Genomic DNA, 14,092 nt, shown 5'->3' on the forward strand with positions numbered 1-14,092 from the left:
TCCTTGTCGGTCAGTTGCCGATCGGCATGTTCGGGTAGGAGCCCCAGAAGAACCACGTGCCGAGCAACCCGACGACGTGGATGAGGACCATGTTGAGCATCATCGATTTCGCCGTGTTCCTCCCGACGCCAACCGGCCCGCCGGACGCGTTGTACCCGTAGTAGCAACCGACGAAGATGATGATCGTGCCCATCGCGATCATCTTCGAGATGGCGGCCATCAGGTCGTAGGGGTTCTGGAACAGCCAGAAGACGAAGGAATAGCCACCGCTGGAGACCGTGCCCAATTGGTAGACCGTGACCAGGTGCATCGAAATGAACATCAGGCCGAGCCCGACGATGTACAGGAAGGGCATGCAGAGCCAGGCGGCGGCGATCCGGGTGCCGACGAGGTAGCTGCGGGATTTGATGCCCAGCACTTCGAGCGCGTCGATCTCCTCGGCGATGCGCATCGACCCGATTTCCGCGACGAGCCCGCAACCGACTTTCGCCGCGAAGATGTAGGCCCACATGTAGACCGACATCTCCCGCAGGCCGCAGACGTCGTTGAACACCGCCGAATAGATCGGGGCACCGACCTGCTTGAGCGTGTAACTGGCTTCGGTGGCGCACATCGTGCCGACGACGAACTGCATCAGCCAGACGATGATCCCGCTCGACAGGATCAGGATTCCGGCCTGGGCGAACACTTCCGTGACGTGGTGGCGCAGGTCCGGCAGGCTGCGCACCGTGCGGCCGGCGAACTTCATGATGTCGCCACCGGCCGCGACGGCGTCCCGCAGTTTCCCCGCCATCCCGCCGAAGGTGATGACGACGTCCGGTGTCTTCGTACGGCCCGTCGGTGTGGTCATTCCGCTTCCCTCACTTGAAGACCTGCATGTCGGGGTTCAGCCCGAGCAGCGCGGACGTGTAGACGTAGTTGAAGATCCAGATCGACGCGAAGGAGATGACCACGGCCTGGTTGACCGCGCGGCCGACGCCGATCGGGCCGCCTTGGGCGTTCAACCCCTTGTAGCAGCAGACGACCGAGAGGATCAGTCCGAACGCGAGGGTCTTCACGATGCTGCCCCACATGTCCGTGGTGGTCGCGTTGGACCAGAAGTTCCCGATGAAGGCCGCACCGGTCGCCCCGAAGATCGGCACCGCCGCGATGTAGCCGCCGATCACGCCGCAAACCAACGCGAACACTTCGAGCAGGCCGGTCATCAGCGTGACCGCGATGATCCGCGGCAGCACCAGGGTCCGGACGGGATCGACGCCGAGGACCTCCATGGCGTCGATCTCCTCGCGGATCCGCCGCGCGCCGAGGTCGGCGGTGATGGCCGTGCCCATCACCCCGGCGACGATCATCGCGTCGATCCACGGCGCGAATTCGCGGACACTGGCCATCAACAGGAAGGAGCCGAGGCGGTCGGGAATGCCGAGCACGCTGTAGAGGCTGCCGCCCTGCATTCCCGGGCCGGCGAACCCGAGCGCGGTCGTGGAAATGATGACCGGCAGCCAGCAGCGGCGCAGCGTCTCGAACATCAGGTCGCGGACTTCGCCCCAGTACCCGAACGGGTGGCGGATCGCGAGCCAGAGCACGCGACCGAGCAGGTGGACGATCTCCCCGGCTTCGACCAGCGGCCGCTGCGCACCGGTGCTCCACCGGTGCGAGGGAGCGGGTTTCGTTGCGGTCACGCCTTTTCGCCTCGCTTACCGCGAGCGCGGACGACGTGGCCGGTGAAGCCGGCCAGCCCACCGACGGCGACGGCGACCGCCGCGGTGGCCAGCACCTGCTGCGGTCCGGCCGACGCCGAGGTGAGGAAACTCAAGGGCAGCACCAAAACGTAGCTCCCGACCGCGGTCACGGCCCCCTGGAGGATCGGGCGGTGCGTGTCACCCGTGCGGAAACCGGCGAAGCCGAAGGCCGCGACGGCGGTGATCAGCAGGAAGACCGCACCGACCGGAGGGGCGACCGCCGCGGCGACCGGCTGCAGCAAGGCGCCGATCACCAAAACGGCGAAGCCACGCCAAATACCCCGCCCGCACGCCTTGGTGTCGATTCCCCGGGACATCGTCACGCGGGTGCCGGCCCGGGCGACCGGCCCGGCTCCTGATCGGCTCACCATTCCACCCAACTCCTTCTCCGGGCGTGACCGTGCTTCCGGTCAAGCCGCATCGCGGAACTGCGATGGTCGGTAATGATGCGGCGCGCGGAACGGCGCGCGCATCACCACCCGGCGGCAAAAGGATGACTCGTTGGGGTAGCGGCGCCCCGCCGTCCACAACGGCCTGTCAACGTTGTCGGCGTGCCGGCGCCGTCCAAGCCGGACTCTCTACTGTGGACGGTCCGCGGGGTCGTGGTCGAGCAGGCCGTAGGCCCCGGCCAGCCCGGCGGCTTCGACCCGGTTGGCGGCGCCGATCCGGTTCAGCAACGAGGCGACCATGCGCTTGGCCGTGCGCTCGGACACCAGCATCCGGTTCGCGATGTCCTGGGTCTCCAGGCCGCGGGCGAGCAGCGCCCACAGCCGCAGGTCCTGGGAGTCGAGGGTGTCCAGCAGCGCTTCCGGCGGCTTGCGGGTCGTGGTCAGCAGGACGTCGAGCAGCTCGCCTTCGAGGACCCGGAACCCGGCGGCCACGGTCAGCAACGGCGCGACGAGGACCTCCGGGTCCGCCGACTTGGTGAGGTAGCCGTCCGCCCCCGCGCGCAGGGCTTGCTCGGCGAGCTCCAGATCGTCCGATCCGGACAGCGCGAGCACGCGGGTGGCCGGGTGGCGCCGCTTGATCTGGCGGATCGCGGCCGCTCCGCCCAGCGGTGGCATGGCCAGGTCGACGAGCGCGAGATCGGCGGCGCAGGATTCGACCAGCGCGGGCGCCTCTTCGACGTGCGTGGTGGTGCCGCCCACCTCGAAGCGGTCACCGGCGTTGGTCGTCAGCAGCAGCGCCAGCCCCCGGGCGAACAGCTCGTGGTCGTCCACGACCACGACCACCAGGCGCCGATCATTCACGGGCTTAGTATGGCAGGTACGTTCCGCCACCAAACCGGCCGCGGCGATCACAGCGAGTCATGAGGAGGGCCGACGTGCCGACCGTGCCGGGTGCGCTGCCGGTCGCCCGGGTGATGGTCACCGTGCGGCTCGCGGTCGCGCTGTCGATGGTCCTGCTGCTGGTCACCGGCGGCGACGACGTCCGGCGGCACCTCCCGTGGGTCATCGTGACGCTGGCCGTCGCGTCCGGCTACGCCGCCGTCGTCGCGGCGAACCCGCGCTGGGAGCTGTACACCCGGCCGGCCGCCTGGCTGCTCACCGTCCTCGACGCGACCTTCACCCTGCTCACGATCGCCATGACCGGCGCGGCGACCAGCCCGGCGGTCGCGATCCTCGTGCTCGTCGTCACCGCCGCGGCCATCCGGCTGCCCCTCGGCCCGACGATGGCGCTGGCCCTCGGGCTCGGCGTCGCCTACCTGGCCGTGGTGCTCTTCGTCGACCCGGAGTTCACGTCGTGGCGGGAACGCTGGCTCGAAGGCCTCTGGTGGACGGGCTACCTGCTGCTCACCGGCCTGCTCGGCGCGAGCCTGTCCCGGCTGGTCGACCGCGAGCGGGAGGCCGGGATCGCCGCCCGGGTCGAGGCGATGGCCGAGCACGCCGCGGCCGAGGAGGAACGCGACCTGCGGCGGCGGCTCCTCGAGTCCTACCAGTCCCAGCAGGACGGCCTCGCTGTCGTGCTGCACGAGTTCCGCACCCCCGTGACGTCGCTGCGCGCGCTGGCCCGGGGGCTCGCCGAGGACGGCGCGCTCACCCCGGCCGACCGCGAAACGGGCAACCGGCTGATCGCCGAGCACGCGAACCACCTCTCCGACATGCTCGACGCCCTGGGCGACGTGGCGGCGAGCCGCCGTCCGGCGTTCGGCACCGGCCGGCCCCGGCCGGTGCAGCTGCGGGCCCTGGTGCTGGCCTCCGCGGACGCGGCCGGCCTCCAGCCACCGCGGCTGCGGTGGCACTTCGACGACGCCCTGACCGTCAAAACCGACCCCCAGCGGTTCCGCCGCGTGCTCACGAACCTGCTCGAGAACGCGGCCCGCCACGGTGAAGGCAAGCCCGTCGACGTCGAGGCCGAAGTCGCAGCCGGCCGGCTGCGGCTGCGGGTGCTCGACCGCGGCTCCGGGGTGGACGCCGGCAACCTCGCGAAGCTGACCGGCAAGTTCACCGCGGCCGGGTCGAACCGCGGCACGGCCGGCCTCGGCCTGTGGATCGTCGAACAGATCGTGCAGGCGCTCGGTGGCCGGGTCGGCTTCCGGAACCGCCCGGGCGGTGGGCTCGTCGCCGAGGTCGAGATCCCGGCCGACTGAGCGGGCCGGAAGTTTGGCCCGCGCGGGCCAGCCGTGGCGCGCGCGGACCATTCCCCCACCGCGCCCGCCGGGTGATCCTGGCGGCCAGAGCACCCGGACACCTGGAGTGGCCATGTCCCTCATCCGCGCCATCGAGCCCAGCCGCCACCCCGGGTTCGGCGGCGAAGCCCGCACCGGGCGGCGGCCAGACCCAGTCCCCCGGCAGCTGTTCCGCGACGGCAACGCGACGTTCTGGAACCCCGACGACATCGACCTCACCGACGACGCAGCCGATTTCGCCACGCTGTCCCCCCGCGAGCGGCGGCTGACCTGCCTGTTCGTGGCGAACCTCATCTCGATCGGCGAGTCGGCGCCCCAGGACCTGCAGCCGCTCGTGACGGCGATGGCCACCGAGAACCGGCGGCACGACGAGACGTACCTGACGCAGCTCGTGTTCGAAGAGGCGAAGCACACCCTGGCGCTGCGCTCGTGGTTCGACGCGGTCGGGATGAGCGACTCCCTGCCGTGGTTCACCGAGACCGGGGACGTCCGCCGCCGGGCCTTCCTGGAAGAGCTGTCCTGGGCGCTGTACGCCCTCACCGACGACCACTCGCCGGCCGCGCAGATCCGGGCCGCGGTGACCCACAACCACATCGTCGAAGGCTGCCTCGCCTTGACGTGCTACACCGCCGCGGCGCGCATCTGCCGCAGCCGCGCCATCTTCCCCGGCCTCGTCCGCATCGTCGAGAACATCGCCGCCGACGAACGCCGCCACACCGCGTGGGGCACGTTCACGTGCCGCCGGCACGTCGCGGCCGACGACGCGAACTGGGCGATCGTCCTGCAACGCACGCAGGAGCTGCTGCCGCTCGTCACCGAGATGATCGGCGAACTGCTGGCGCCGTTCGGACCGGGAGCGCCGTTCGGGATCAGCGTGCAAGGGTTGATGGGTTCGGCGCTGAGCGACGTCGGCCGCCGCCTGGACGCGGTCTCGCAGGCCCGCGGTCGCCGCGTGGAGGAGATCGACCGCGACCCCACGCCGATGCGCCTGGAGCGCGAGATAGAGCGGGAAGGGAGCCACTCGGACGGCCATCGGGCCGTCGTGGCGTTCAAGCGCCCGGTGTGACCCGCTGGGCGACCGTCATGCTGCCCGACGAGGCCCACCTCGTCGGGCAGCGAGCTGTGCACCAGCCAGCAGGTTGGGGGCGGCGAGCGGGCGGGGGTGCCCCGGGCGATCGGCCCGCTGAGCACGATCCGCGCCAGGTCGGCGATCACCCGGCACTTCGCGCAGCCGGAGTCGCTCACGTCGAGCTGCGCCGCGACGGCCCCGGTCGAGGCGATGGCTTCGGGATTGCCGCGGGTTTCCGCTGCGGCACAAACGCAGGGCAGCTCGGGCACGGGGATGTGCCCGAGCTGCCCTCGGCGGTGCTGTGCAGCAGTCTGCCGGTCTCGCAGCCGAAGCCGCCGTCAGGTGCGGGTGGCGTCGTCGGCGACAGTCCGAACGCTGCGGTCGCGGTCCAGCGCGCCTCGGGTTTCCGGGCCGGACAGCAGCGCGATGACGAACACCAAAGCCGCTCCCACCAAGAAGATCGCCAGCCGTGAAGGAACGTCCGACAGCTGCGGGCTGAGCAGGCTGACCAGCGTCGGCATCAAGCCGCCCAGCATGAAGCCGAGGTTCCAGCTCACCGCCGTGCCCCGGGCGCGCAGCTCGGTCGGGTACTGCTCGTTGAGGAAGATCATCAGCGGCGCGTACGCGGCGTTCGACAGCATCACCATGACCACGCACAACAGCGCCACGACCGCGCCGCGGCCACTCCCGGCGGCGGCGATTCCCCAGGTGAGCAACGGCAACGCGATGAGGTTGCCCACGCCGAACCCGAGCATGGTCCGGCGGCGGCCGAGCCGTTCGCTCAGGTGGCCCGCGGCGATCGCGGCCCCGATCACCAGGACGCTGCTGACCAGCAGGATGGTGCCGCGCCGGCCGGCCGGGACCCCGACCACCTCGCTGAGCAGCGTGGGCAGGTACCCCGACGTCAGGTAGTACTGCGCACCACCACCGGCGGCCACCGCGATGTTGCGGGCGAGGATCTTCTTGCCCCGGCCGCGGACCAGCTCCCGGAACGCCACCGGCGCGCGCCGTTTCGCTTGGAACTCCGGGGACTCCTCGACCTTGCGCAGCACGAACAGGCTCAGCAACGCGCTGAGCAAGCCGCAGAAGAACAGCACCCGCCAGCCCCACTGGTCGAACGCCGGGCCGGGGAAGATCGCCGTGACCACGATGTACGCCACGCTGGCCAGCGCCGCACCGAGACCCGCTCCGCCGGCCCCGATCAGCCCACTCATCAGGCCGCGCCAGCGCGCGCCGATGCTCTCCGTGCCGAGCGTGTGCGTGGTCGCGGTGACGCCGCCGACGAACAGCCCCTGCGCGACGCGCAGCGCCAGGAACAGGATCGGCGCGAGCACGCCCACCGCGGCGTGGGACGGGACCAGCCCCATCGCGGCCGTGGTGACGCCGACGCCGCCCATCACGAGCACCATGGTTCCCTTGCGTCCCTTGCGGTCCGCCAGCTCGCCGAAGATCGCGGCGCCCGCCGGGCGCATCACGACGGTGACCGCGAACGAACCGAACACCGCGGCGATGCCCAGGGTGGGGCTGGTGCTGGGGAAGATGTTCTTGCTGATCGGTCCGGCCACGTACAGCAGCAGGAACAGGTCGAACAGGTCGAAGGACCAGCCGGCGACGGAAGCGAATACCGCGGCACGAGGCGACTTCGGCCGTGGTGCGATATCGGGTGCCAAGGTTTTCCCCTTACGGGATAAGGACCGGGATCAGCGGGACTTGCGGCGCAGGACGGCCCGGAGCCGGTCGATCAGCGGGGCGAACAGGAGTTTCAGCGCGCTCGGCGCCTTGACCGGGCCGCTGGGTGCCTGCCCGGACGTCGCGGCTTCGCGCAGCGCGTCCGCGAACTGCTCGAACATGCGCCGGCTGACGTCCCCGGCCAGCGCCCGGCCGAACTGCGCGATGCGGCCGGTGAGGTACACCTTCGCTTCGGCTCGCATCGCGGTGCCGGTGGCCGTGGCTTCGGTGCGCAGCACGATGTCGGCCTGGGTCTGCGCGCCACCGGTGTCCTGCCCTTGCGCGAGGACGCGCAGGCGCTGACCGGCGCGGTCGTGCTCGACGACGTGCGCGACGCCCTTGAAGGCGAGCTTGATCGGGCCGACCGACACGCGCGCGCGGCCGGCGTAGTGGTCCTCGCCCAGGTCTTCGGTGAGCTCCGCGCCGGGCAGGCAGCGGGCGAGCAGCGAGACGTCGTCGAACACGCGCCACACCGCGTCCACCGGCACGCCGATCTCGGTCGTGATGTCGACGGCGATCGTCGGCTCCCCGTCCGGCAGCACGATGTCGATCCGGCGGGTGTCCTCGGTGTGCTCGGCGGCCTCGCGGCCGTCGGTGCTGCCGCCCGCCTGACCGGTGGCCCGGCCGACGAGCGCGCGGTGCGCGCAGTTGCCCGGGGCGGGAAGGCCGTCGGGGTACGCATCGTGCGTTTCCTTGACGGCGGTGAGGATGTTGCGGTAGCCGGTGCAGCGGCAGATGACCCCGGACAGTTCTTCGGGCAGTTCTTCCGAGGTCACCTCGGGCTTGTTGCTGAGCAGGTCGTAGGAGCTCATCAGGAAGCCCGGCGTGCAGAAACCGCACTGCAGCGCGTGGTTGCGGCCGAAGGCCTCCTGCAGCGGGTGCAGGTCGTCCGGCCGGCCGAGGCCCTCGACGGTGACGATGTCCGTCCCGTCGAGCTGGACCGCGAACAGCAGGCAGGCCCGGGCCGCCTCGCCGTCCACGAGCACCGTGCACATCCCGCACACGCCGTGCTCGCAGCCCACGTGCGTGCCGGTGAGCCCGAGGTGGTCCCGCAGCGCGTCGGCGAGCGTGACCCGCGCGGGCAGGCTGAGCACGGCGGGCGTGCCGTTGACCGTCATCCTGACCTCGACGAGGTCGTCCGCCGCGGCCTTGACGGCCCGGGGTTTTCCGTTCTGTGCCACCACTTCGGTCGTCACGAGTCCACCTCACCGGCGCTCCGGCGAGCGCGCTCGTATGCCTTGCCCAGTTCCCGGACCGCCAGCGTGCGGAACAGCCGGCGGCGGTAGTCGCGCGACGCGTGGGCGTCGCCTTCGGTGTCGACCAGCTCCTCCGCCACCGCGGTGAGCGGGTCGGCCAGCGCGCTCGCCAGACGGCTCACGTCGCCGCCGCTCTCACTCAGCGCGGCGGTGAGCTCGCCCCGGACCGAGCGGGTGACCGGCCGGTCGGACACGCCGAACCCGGTCAGCTCCGCGTCCGTCTCCGCGCCGCGCACCCGGACCCGGGCGACGACGCCGGCGAGCGCGAAGTCGCCGTGCCGGCGCGCGATCTCGGCGAACCCGAAACCCTCGCCCGTCCCCGCGACCGGGAACCGCACCGCGGTCAGGATGTCGTCGGCCCCGAGCGCGGTCGTCATCGCGCCGGAGAAGAACTCCCGCGCCGGCACCCGGCGGGCGCCGCCGGGTCCGGTCACGGTCAGTTCGGCGTTCAGGCAGCACGCCACGGCCGGCAGCTCGGCGGCCGGGTCGGCGTGCGCGAGGCTCCCGCACACGGTGCCGCGGCTGCGCAGTTCCCGGTGCCCGACCCACGGCAAAGCCATACCCAGCAAGGGAACCACGGCGGCGACCGGGTCCCGCTCGACCCGGCGCTGGCGCACCGTGGCGCCGATCTCCAGGTACCCGCCCGCGGTGGCGATCCGGTCGAGCTCCGCGACGGAGTTGATGTCCACCAGGGTTTCCGGGCGGGCGAGCCGCATGGCCAGTACCGGCACCAGCGACTGCCCACCGGCGATGACCTTGCCGCCGCCGCCCGCGCCCGCCAGTTCGGCGATCGCGTCGGGCAGACTCGACGGCCGGACGTAAGCGAACGGTGCGGCCTTCATGGTTTCACCTCACCGCCCCTGGAACTTCGGCGCGCGCTTGTCGGCGAACGCGGCGACGCCCTCGGCGAAGTCCTTGCTGGAGCGCAGCATCGAGTACGCCTTGCGCTCCAGCTCGATCCCGGAGTACAGCGGCGCGTCGACGCCCTTGTCGAGCACCTCCTTGGCGGTGCGGGCGGCCAGCGGGGAGAACCCGAGCAGCACGCCCACGATCCGCTCCACCTCGGCGTCCAGCGCGGCGCGGTCCTCGACCACGTTCGCCACCAGGCCCCAGTCGCCGGCCTGCTGCGCGTTGATCCGCGACGCGGTCATCACGTGGTACTTCGCGCGGGAAAGGCCGATCAGCCGGGCGAGGCGCTGCGTGCCGCCGGAGCCGGGGATCATGCCCAGCCGCATCTCCGGCAGCGCGAACTCGGCGCGCTTGGTCGCCACCCGGATGTCGGTGGACAGCGCGAGTTCGAGCCCGACACCGAAGCAGTAGCCGTCGACCGCGGTGATCACCGGCTTGGGGCTGCGCGCCGCGGCGGTGACGTTCTGGCCCAGGTCGGTGAAGTCGATCGGGTCGACCTCCATGAACCCGGCGATGTCGCCGCCGGAGGAGAAGTGCTCCCCCTCGGCCTGGACGACGACGACCTTGATCTCGTCGTCGGCGTCGATCTCGGCGAACCGGTCGGCCATCACCTGGCGGGTCTCCCAGGTGATGATGTTGTACTTGCCGTGATCGAGGGTCAGGTAGGCGACCTGGCCGTCGTGGCCGCGGTCGAGCCTGATCTCGCCTCCGGTGAGTGCCATCGTCAGTGGTTCCTTTCCGTGGTGCTGCCGCTCAGCAGCTCGTGGAGCACGTTTCCGTGCAGGGGCAGGCTCGTGATGTCGACGCCGGCCGGGGCGAGCGCGTCCGCGACCGCGTTGGCGATCGCGACCGGCAGGCTCATGCAGCTGCCTTCGCCACAGCCCTTCGCGCCGAGCCGGGTCAGCGGCGACGGCGTTTCCAGGTGGTCGCTGTTCAGCTCGAACGTGGTTTCGGCGGTGGTCGGGCACAGGTAGTCCATGAAGGTGGCGGTGGGCTGCCCGGCGTCGGTGTAGCGCATCTCCTCGAACAGCGCCCCGCCCAGTGCGTGCGCGAGCGCGCCGTGCACCTGGCCTTCGAGCAGGGTCGGGTTGAGGATCGTGCCGGCGTCGTGCACGGTGACCACCTGCTCGAGCTTCACCTCCCGGGTCTCCGGGTCGATCCGGACGACGGCGAGTTCGGCGACGAAGCCGTAGCACAGGCTCGAGTTGATCTGGTCCGAGCGGCTGGCCGCCTTCGACTGCGGCGGGGTGAACGCGGCCTCCTCGTACAGGCGGGCGGAGGTGCCGTCCGGCAGCGCGCCGGGGTCCCAGTGCACCAGCCCGGCCGCGTGCTTGAACGAGACCGCCCGGCCCGGCTCGGCGCGCTGCCGGATCCGGCCCTCGGCCAGCTCCACCTCATCGGCGGCGACACCGAGCAAGGTGGCACCGGCGATCTTGATCGTCTCCGCGAGCTTTTCCGCGGCTTCCACCAGCGCGCTGGTCAGCAGCGGCGCGAACCGCGAGGAGTAGCTGCCCGAGCTGATCGTCCACGGCGTGGTGGCGGTGTCCATCTCGACGAGCGGGCGCACCTGGTCCAGCGGCAGGCCGAGCTGGTCGGCGACCACCTGCTGGGCGACGGTGGCGTGGCCCTGGCCCTGCGGCACGGTCCCCAGCAGCACCGAGACCAGCCCGTTGGGGTCGACGCTGATCCGGACGTGCTCGGTGGAGCCGGACTTGCCGCGCCCGGACGCCCGCTGCTCGGCCGGGGTGGCCAGGCCGACGTAGCCGATGTTGGTCGCGGACGGGTCCACGATGGTGGCCACGCCCAGGCCGAAGTACTCACCCCGGGCCCGCGCTTCCCGCTGCTTTTCGCGCAGGGCCTGGTAGTTCGCGTTCTTCACGACCAGGTCCAGCGCGCGGTCGTAGTCGCCGGAGTCGTAGATGCCGCCGGTCGGGGTGGCGTACGGGAAGTCTTCGTGGCGCACGAAGTTCCGCTTGCGCAGCTCGACGGGGTCCAGGCCGCAGGTCTCGGCGACCTTGTCCATCAGCCGTTCCAGGCCGAAGTACAGCTGCTGGCCACCGAAGCCGCGGTTGAGCCCGGTGGGCGTCTTGTTCGTGACCACCGCGCGCGAGCGGATTTCGACGGCGTCGATCTTGTAGGCGCCGGTGATGTTGCCGAAGCAGCGGTAGAGCGTGCTGGGTTCCGGCGGCCGCAGGTAGGCACCCACGTTGTCCACCAGGTCGGCGCGCAGCGCCTGCACCGTGCCGTCGGCCGAGACGGCGGCCTCGAACCACATCGCCCGGTCCGAGCCGGCCGAGCTGGCCAGCAGGTGCTCGATGCGGTCCTCGGTCCAGCGCACCGGCCGGCCCGCGTGCTTGCTGGCCAGCGCCATCAGCGCGACGTAGGGGTAGATGCCCGCCTTGATGCCGAAGCTGCCGCCGTTGTCGGCCGGGATCATCAGCCGGATCCGCGACGTCGGCAGGCCGAACGCGCCGGCCAGCACCGCGACCATGGAGAACGGGCCGTGGAAGTTCGCCCACGCCTGGATGGCCGGGCCGTCTCCTTCGTCCTGCCACTCGGCGACGACCGAGTAGCACTCCATCGGCGTGGACGAGTAGCGCGGGAAGTCGTACTTGCCCTTCACCACGTGGTCCGCCCGCGCGAACACGCCGTCCACGTCACCGAAGCTGAAGGTCCGGTCGGTGGCGACGTTGCCGTCCGCGTCCTCGTGCAGCCGCGGCGCGTCCGGCAGGAGGGCCTTCTCCACGTCGACCACCGGCGGCAGCGGCTCGTAGTCGATTTCGACGAGCTCCGCGGCGTCCTCGGCCAGGTACCGGTCGTTGGCGACGACCACCGCGACCGGTTCGCCGACGAAGCGCACCTTGTCCGTCGCCGTCGGGTAGTACGGCATGGGTGCCTTGAGCGCCAAGGGGAACGGGCGCAGGGTCGCCTTGACCTCGTCGGGGCCGATCACCGCGGCGACGCCGGGGTGCCGGCGGGCCCGCTCGAGGTCGACGCTCCGGATCCGGGCGTGCGGGTGCGGGCTGCGCACCACGGCCGCGGTCAGCGTGCCGGGCAACGGGTCCAGGTCGTCGAGGAACCGGCCGCGGCCGGTGAGCAGCGCGGGGTCTTCGATCCGCGCGGTCCTCCGGGCCGGTTTGTCGGCGACTGCGGTCATGCGGCTCACCTGCCTGCTTCTGCGGCGCTGTCGGACAGCGCGCGGTAGTTACCGGAGCTCAGTTCGCGGCGCAGGATCTTGCCCACGCCGGACTTGGGGATGGTGTCGACGGCGACGAACCGCTTGGGGCGCTTCAACGACGGCAGCCCGGACTGCTCGCGGACGAAGGCCTCCAGCACCTCCGTCGCGTGCTCGGGGGTCATGCCTTCGGCGGGGACGAAGAACGCGGTCGCGGCCTGGCCCCACCGGTCGTCGGCCATGCCGACCACGACCACCTCGCGCACCGCCGCGCAGCGGATCAGCGCGTCCTCGATCTCGTCGGGGTAGATGTTCTCGCCGCCGGAGTTGATCATGTCGTCGACGCGGCCGGCGACCCAGAGGTCCCCGTCCTCGTCGGCGCTCGCCAGGTCGCCGGGGAAGTACCAGCCGTCGCGGATGGACTTGGCGTTGGCGTCCGCCCGGTGCCAGTACCCGGCGAACGCCTCGGGGCTGGCCATCGAGATGGCGATCTGGCCCTGCTCCCCCGGCCGCACCTCGGCGTCCGGCGGCGCGGCGGGGTCCGGGTCCACCAGCCGGACCCGGGAGAAGATCCCGGCGCGGCCGGCCGACCCCGGCTTCGCGAGCACGTCCGGGCCGATGGTGAAGGTGTAGATCTCGGTGCTGCCGAAGTGGTTGACGAAGGACTCCGGGTCCAGCGCGCCGGCGAGCTGCTCGGCCAGCGCCGGGGTCATCGACGAGCCCGCGTAGGCCAGCCGGCGCACGGTCCGCGCCTCGGCGAGCCGGCCGGTGCGCACCAGCGACCAGTAGATCGTCGGCACCAGGTACAGCGAGCCGATCCCCTCCGCGGTGATCAGTTCCAGTGCCTCGTCCGCGTCGAACTTCACCTGCGGCACCCAGGTTCCCGCGCCGACCAGGGTGGCCAGCAGGGTGCGCAGCCCCATGGTGTGGAACAGCGGCATCACGCCGAGGGTGGCGTCGAAGCGGGACTGTCCACTTTGGATCAGGTGCGCGATCGCCGCGTGGTGCTCGGCGGAGTGCGTGCGCGGCACGCCCTTCGGTTTCCCGGTGGTGCCCGAGGTGTAGAGCATCACGCTGATGTCCGTGTCGGCCACCCGGACGTCCGGGGCGCCGCTCGGCTGCCGCAGCGCCAGGCGCTCGATGGTGTCCTCGTCCGGCGGCCCGGAGGCGATCCGGGGCACCGGGGGCAGGCCGGCCAGCGCTTCGTCCGCGAGAGCCTCGGTCGAAGCGTCGGTGATCACCAGGGCGGGCAAGGCGTCGGCGACGCAGTAGGCGAGCTCGGGGGGCGCGAACCGGTACGACAGCGGCACCGAGACGGCACCGAGCTTCTGCGCGGCCAGGTGCAGGCTGGCCAGCGGTTCCCCGCCGGCCAGCGAGAGCACCACCCGGTCGCGGGGCCGGACGCCGAGCTCGGCCAGGGCCCGGGCCAGGCGATCGGTGTGCGCGTCCCACTCGGCGTAGGTCATGGGACGTCCGCCACCCACCGCGCGACGCCGGGGATAACGCTCCGCCGTCCAGCGCAGAACCGTGCCCAGATCCATGACCGTCCCTCCATCGCGACAGTGGTCGACCGCCTGCACCTAACAG

12 protein-coding genes are annotated in these 14,092 nt (G+C 71.5%); 2 read left to right on the plus strand and 10 right to left on the minus strand.

What is annotated here, in order from left to right:
- Window positions 1-10: 10 nt before the first annotated feature.
- The 4 genes from ACIRSS_RS47830 to ACIRSS_RS47845 form a co-directional block, all read right to left on the minus strand.
- Window positions 11-850 (minus strand): ABC transporter permease, encoded by an 840-nt coding sequence (locus tag ACIRSS_RS47830; protein ID WP_230862874.1) that lies wholly within the window; start codon window positions 848-850, stop codon window positions 11-13.
- Between the two features lie 10 nt (window positions 851-860).
- On the minus strand, window positions 861-1,679 hold the full coding sequence (locus ACIRSS_RS47835; protein WP_400908445.1) for an MlaE family ABC transporter permease: 819 nt from the start codon (window positions 1,677-1,679) through the stop codon (window positions 861-863).
- Complete coding sequence (locus tag ACIRSS_RS47840) at window positions 1,676-2,107, minus strand: hypothetical protein (protein ID WP_400908448.1); 432 nt, start codon at window positions 2,105-2,107, stop codon at window positions 1,676-1,678. Before ACIRSS_RS47840 ends, ACIRSS_RS47835 begins: the two co-directional genes overlap by 4 nt.
- A 210-nt stretch (window positions 2,108-2,317) precedes the next feature.
- A complete protein-coding gene (locus ACIRSS_RS47845; protein ID WP_400908451.1) occupies window positions 2,318-2,989 on the minus strand; it encodes a response regulator in 672 nt (223 codons plus the stop codon).
- A 74-nt stretch (window positions 2,990-3,063) separates the two neighbouring features.
- Here ACIRSS_RS47845 and ACIRSS_RS47850 point away from each other — a divergent pair, with 74 nt between their 5' ends.
- Together ACIRSS_RS47850 and ACIRSS_RS47855 are read left to right on the plus strand one after the other, a co-directional pair.
- Window positions 3,064-4,329, plus strand: a complete 1,266-nt coding sequence (locus ACIRSS_RS47850; protein ID WP_400908452.1) for a sensor histidine kinase — start codon at window positions 3,064-3,066, stop codon at window positions 4,327-4,329.
- A 112-nt stretch (window positions 4,330-4,441) separates the two neighbouring features.
- Window positions 4,442-5,434 carry a R2-like ligand-binding oxidase gene (locus ACIRSS_RS47855; protein WP_400908455.1) on the plus strand — a complete coding sequence of 331 codons (993 nt, stop codon included), beginning with the start codon at window positions 4,442-4,444 and terminating at the stop codon, window positions 5,432-5,434.
- A gap of 341 nt (window positions 5,435-5,775) precedes the next feature.
- Here ACIRSS_RS47855 and ACIRSS_RS47860 read toward each other — a convergent pair whose 3' ends face one another.
- From ACIRSS_RS47860 to ACIRSS_RS47885, 6 genes are read right to left on the minus strand one after another with little or no spacing between them, the layout of a single operon-like run.
- Window positions 5,776-7,107: an MFS transporter gene (locus ACIRSS_RS47860; protein WP_400908457.1), complete on the minus strand. Its 1,332-nt coding sequence runs from the start codon at window positions 7,105-7,107 to the stop codon at window positions 5,776-5,778.
- Between the two features lie 30 nt (window positions 7,108-7,137).
- Entirely contained in the window at window positions 7,138-8,361 is a 1,224-nt protein-coding gene (locus ACIRSS_RS47865; protein ID WP_400908460.1) for a 2Fe-2S iron-sulfur cluster-binding protein, read from the minus strand.
- The gene (locus tag ACIRSS_RS47870; protein WP_400908462.1) at window positions 8,358-9,263 is read right to left on the minus strand and encodes an FAD binding domain-containing protein; all 906 of its coding nucleotides are present in this window, start codon (window positions 9,261-9,263) and stop codon (window positions 8,358-8,360) included. The genes ACIRSS_RS47865 and ACIRSS_RS47870 overlap by 4 nt, the downstream gene beginning before the upstream one ends.
- Before the next feature lie 9 nt (window positions 9,264-9,272).
- Complete coding sequence (locus ACIRSS_RS47875; RefSeq protein WP_400908464.1) at window positions 9,273-10,052, minus strand: enoyl-CoA hydratase/isomerase family protein; 780 nt, start codon at window positions 10,050-10,052, stop codon at window positions 9,273-9,275.
- 2 nt (window positions 10,053-10,054) lie between these two features.
- Window positions 10,055-12,487 (minus strand): xanthine dehydrogenase family protein molybdopterin-binding subunit, encoded by a 2,433-nt coding sequence (locus tag ACIRSS_RS47880; RefSeq protein WP_400908467.1) that lies wholly within the window; start codon window positions 12,485-12,487, stop codon window positions 10,055-10,057.
- A gap of 5 nt (window positions 12,488-12,492) precedes the next feature.
- Window positions 12,493-14,046, minus strand: a complete 1,554-nt coding sequence (locus ACIRSS_RS47885; RefSeq protein ID WP_400908470.1) for a class I adenylate-forming enzyme family protein — start codon at window positions 14,044-14,046, stop codon at window positions 12,493-12,495.
- Between the last annotated feature and the right edge of the window lie 46 nt (window positions 14,047-14,092).

It is taken from the genome of Amycolatopsis sp. NPDC101161, assembly GCF_044768185.1.
Taxonomy (GTDB): domain Bacteria; phylum Actinomycetota; class Actinomycetes; order Mycobacteriales; family Pseudonocardiaceae; genus Amycolatopsis.

What these genes read in the sequence shown, in the direction of transcription:
- ACIRSS_RS47830 (WP_230862874.1), bottom strand. Translation starts at nt 850, where the DNA reads ATGACCACACCGACGGGCCGTACGAAGACACCGGACGTCGTCATCACC.
- ACIRSS_RS47855 (WP_400908455.1), top strand. Translation starts at nt 4,442, where the DNA reads ATGTCCCTCATCCGCGCCATCGAGCCCAGCCGCCACCCCGGGTTCGGC.
- ACIRSS_RS47870 (WP_400908462.1), bottom strand. Translation starts at nt 9,263, where the DNA reads ATGAAGGCCGCACCGTTCGCTTACGTCCGGCCGTCGAGTCTGCCCGAC.
- ACIRSS_RS47875 (WP_400908464.1), bottom strand. Translation starts at nt 10,052, where the DNA reads ATGGCACTCACCGGAGGCGAGATCAGGCTCGACCGCGGCCACGACGGC.
- ACIRSS_RS47880 (WP_400908467.1), bottom strand. Translation starts at nt 12,487, where the DNA reads ATGACCGCAGTCGCCGACAAACCGGCCCGGAGGACCGCGCGGATCGAA.
- ACIRSS_RS47885 (WP_400908470.1), bottom strand. Translation starts at nt 14,046, where the DNA reads ATGGATCTGGGCACGGTTCTGCGCTGGACGGCGGAGCGTTATCCCCGG.